We start from the raw sequence: 4,027 nt of genomic DNA on the forward strand, positions 1-4,027 counted from the left end.
CTTTGTTGCAGTAGCCCTAACTTGCGGACTGTTGTTAGCTTCTTATCATAATATTTCCAGTGATACTTAGTCATAAGCACATCATATTGAGCCCTTAGATTTAAAGTATGTTTAACTTTTTTGAATGATAATGCGAATAAATAATCTGCACTAATAACGCTTTATTCAGTGTTCTATTGCCAGTACTTATGGCCAATCTTAATATTGGCGATAGTGTATTCATGCGCTATCGTTGTTGCAGTAGTCATAACTTACGGAAGTTTTGTTAGCTTTTTATCAGGATATTCCATTCATGCTTAGTATGATTCATCAGATAGTCCCTTTATATTTAATATATGGTTAAACCATTCTGAGCAGTAATGCAGCAAAATTATCCTTATTTATAGCGGATTATTCACCATTCTATTGCTAACGCCTTTAGGATAACTCAGCCATTTAATGTTTAACATTTTTCATGGCTTAAATTGATGCTCTATCATCCAATCGCGAATAATAAGAATACCGTGGTGGAGTCGTCGTAGTTAATTATCTCCCTTTAAAAAACGTCTGACTTTACTCAATTATTGATAACCTCAAACAAATTAGCTTACTTATCGTGCATGATGTTGGCTTATTGCTCTCTACCAGTGATAATGACGATTATCACTGGTAGAGATAGCGTTAAATCGTTAAAATAGTGGCCGAATAACGTCTTATAAAAACCCACAACCACAGTGCTAATTGAGGAATATCATCTAATGAGTGGAAAGCGTATTAGCCCTATTTCTAATAAGGCGTTAAAGACTGTTTCAGACGACGGTTTTTACCAGGAGCATGAGTTACCTCTTTCTATCCTCAATGATTTTGAAAGCGCCGCTAAAGAAACTCGTTATGAAATTTCGCACAATACCAGACGGGTATATCAGTCCAGCTTTGGAATTTTCGTTACTTATTGCGAATCACATGGTTTAAGTTCATTGCCCGCAGATCCAAGAAGTGTCATTTCGTTTGTCGGTCATCAAAAAGATATTTATCAAGCTAACAGCGGCCACCAGCTTTCAACACAAACAATTAATAGTCGATTAGCAGCTATACGATTTTTTCATATTCAATCTGGATCTCCATCACCGACAGAACACCCTTTGGTCATCAGAGTAATGCGTGGGCTTATGCGTAATCAAAATAGAACGGTTGCGGATTATGATCAACAGCCCATCATGTACGATGAGCTTGAATTACTGATACAAACTATTGATGAACGAAATCAAAACCTCACAAAAAAACGAGATAAAGCGATTCTTCAGTTAGGGTTTCAAGGAGGGTTTCGACGTTCTGAACTCGCGAATATCAAAGTGAACCATTTAAGCTTTTTACGCGATAAACTTAAAGTAAGACTACCCTACTCTAAAAGTAATCAGCAAGGACAAAGAGAATGGAAAGTACTACCAAAAGAAGAACCATTTTCTGCGTTTGATGCCGTTAAAGAGTGGCTCTCTGCTGCAGAAATTAAAGAAGGTCATTTATTTAGATCGTTAACAAGAGATGGAAATCAAATTAGAGACTACCAGATTACCGATACTAATTTGGGGAAAGGATTTCTGCGTGGTGATGATATTTATCAACTGATTAAACGATATTGTAATAAGGCTGGCTTAGATCCTCAGTACTATGGAGCTCACAGTTTACGTAGTGGATGTGTAACGCAACTACATGAAAATAAAAAAGATCATCTTTACATTATGGGTCGTACAGGACATACGGATCCGCGTTCATTGAATCATTACCTGAAGCCGAATGAATAACAGATCACAATGACTTGTTAATTTAAAATGTGTTCGACTCTATAAAAATAGTAACTGACGTAAATCTATAAAAATAAAGGGCATCCATTTAGATGCCCTTCTTAATACAATATTTCTAAGTTACTGACTATTTGTAAATAACAGTCGTAGTTTCAAATGGAAGGCTTTTTAATACTACTTTATCTTTGGCATAATCGATAAAAGATAAGGCATCAGTATTACAAATATCAACACCACCATCATCACAACTAGGAACGTCTCCTGCGTAAACAACACTATATGTATTCTTATCGGCATTGAAAGTTAAATGGTCAACTTCATAAGCACGGTATCCATTGGGTGTTTTAACCAGGTCAACACGATCAGTCGCAGACAGCTGCGCATTCCCTAACGCATTCCAACCATCATTACCGCTGGCATTATAATTATTAACGATCACAACATATTCAGCATCGCCAGTTACAGCAGCCCACTTAGGTTCAGTTTCGGTGCCAGTATTAACTTCAATTGCAGTGATACTACCGCTGACGTTCTTATTATCTTCGGTGAATGTATAACGCATTCCGCCAACATACGGAAACTTACCTGCGTGACTGCCTTGTGGAAGCGTATCATTAATGGTTGTCGTTAGAAGATTTTTAAGCGTTGTGCCATTAATAGTCAAAACGGATAGATAGTTTGAGAAAGGCAATAGCTCTAGGCTCGCGTTTCCTTCTCTGAAATCACCTGATGTGATATCAGTTCTCACACCACCAGCACCCACAAGACCAATTTGAACTTTCTTTCCAATAACTGAATTTACACTTTCTTGATTTGCCCAAAACACCATGCCTTGAGCAATTAATGGTGCAACGTCAGATCCATGTTCGTCAGTACCAGCATCACCTGGTCGACGTTCATGATTAATATCGGTTGGAGTATTAGCAATCACATCGCCATAAGCTTTTTCTAAAGCAGGTTTATAAATAGCATCTATATGCACCCGCATGGCATCATTCTCATCGACGTCATCAATAAGATTATTATTATCAATAAAGGCTTCAACCTTTTCATGCTCAGCGCCAGTTAATAGGTCGCTAGGTTCACGCTTGCCATCACGATAAAAGGTTTCATTAGTCAACAGTGTGTTCTGCCCTACACATGACAGAAGATCACCTTCATTGTTAAATTTAATATCAACTTGACCTATTGCTTCCGCATATTTACCGGCTTGAACAATACAGGTTTTTCCAACTTCATCTTTTTGATTTACTAATTGAGCATAGATCCCATTATCGCCCTGACCAAGTTCAGTAAAATCACCGAGTAAGGTATGGGAATGTCCACCTACAATAACATCAATATCGGTAGTGCCTTCCGCTAGTACGATGTCTCGTGCATTACCAATATGAGATAGAACTACAATCTTATTAACCCCTTGGGCTTTAAGACTATTGACTGTTATTTGAGTTAATACTATTTCGCTTTCAAATTTAACATCGCCAGTCCCTGTTGCAATAGTGGGCATATCTTCTAAGACGACACCAATCACAGCTACGATTTGCTCATTCTCTTTAGCATCAGAAACTTCAGTTATTTTACGTTTCAACACTCCATCAAATGCAAACAGTTGATAAGGTTTTAGATTTGTAGAACCACTAAGGTTAGCGTCTAGACCTGTGTCTATATTATTTGCAAGTAGAGGGAAGTTAACACTATCGATAAAACTAGCCAGTTTCGCCGTATCTAAATCGAATTCGTGGTTACCTAGTGCCATAGCATCTAGTCCCATTCGTGATAATAGATCTGCGTTTGCCGTGCCTTCATTGAGTTTGAAGTAAGCTGTTCCCTGCCATGCATCACCGCCATGTAAAAAAAGTAGAGGTTGGTTTGCATCAGTAGCATCTTCTTTAATTTCATTTGCAGCTTCAAGTATTCTTGGATAACCACCAAACTCATTAAATACAATTTCTCCGTCTTTACCCATGGTAAAACTAGACTTCACAGGATCAAAATTTGAATGAGTATCATTAACATGAGCAATGGTTAAGTTAAAGCCATCAGTAATTTGGTTATTGTCATCATCATTTGAGCAGGCTGATAATGCAGCCAATAGGGCTACAGCTAATACAGTCTTTTGTAGTTTCATTTTTATTTCTTCTTTGTAAAGGACCCGACGACAAAATAACAGAAGATAATAAAATAAACCACCAGCGTTAATAGATTGTAAATCGAACAAATACAACAAGTTAGTTACAAATCTACAG

The 4,027-nt window shown here is 37.4% G+C and carries 2 protein-coding genes; one reads left to right on the forward strand and one right to left on the reverse strand.

Annotated features, from left to right (window positions below):
- Positions 1 to 737 precede the first annotated feature (737 nt).
- Positions 738 to 1,781 carry a tyrosine-type recombinase/integrase gene (locus tag CXF82_RS00725; RefSeq protein WP_102043497.1) on the forward strand — a complete coding sequence of 348 codons (1,044 nt, stop codon included), beginning with the start codon at positions 738 to 740 and terminating at the stop codon, positions 1,779 to 1,781.
- Positions 1,782 to 1,908: 127 nt separating this feature from the next.
- Here CXF82_RS00725 and CXF82_RS00730 read toward each other — a convergent pair.
- A partial coding sequence (locus CXF82_RS00730; RefSeq protein ID WP_308304374.1) for a bifunctional metallophosphatase/5'-nucleotidase occupies positions 1,909 to 4,027 on the reverse strand: 2,119 nt, incomplete at its 5' end.

The organism is Shewanella sp. GutDb-MelDb, from assembly GCF_002836075.1.
Lineage (GTDB): Bacteria > Pseudomonadota > Gammaproteobacteria > Enterobacterales > Shewanellaceae > Shewanella.

What these genes read in the sequence shown, in the direction of transcription:
- CXF82_RS00725 (WP_102043497.1), top strand. Translation starts at nt 738, where the DNA reads ATGAGTGGAAAGCGTATTAGCCCTATTTCTAATAAGGCGTTAAAGACT.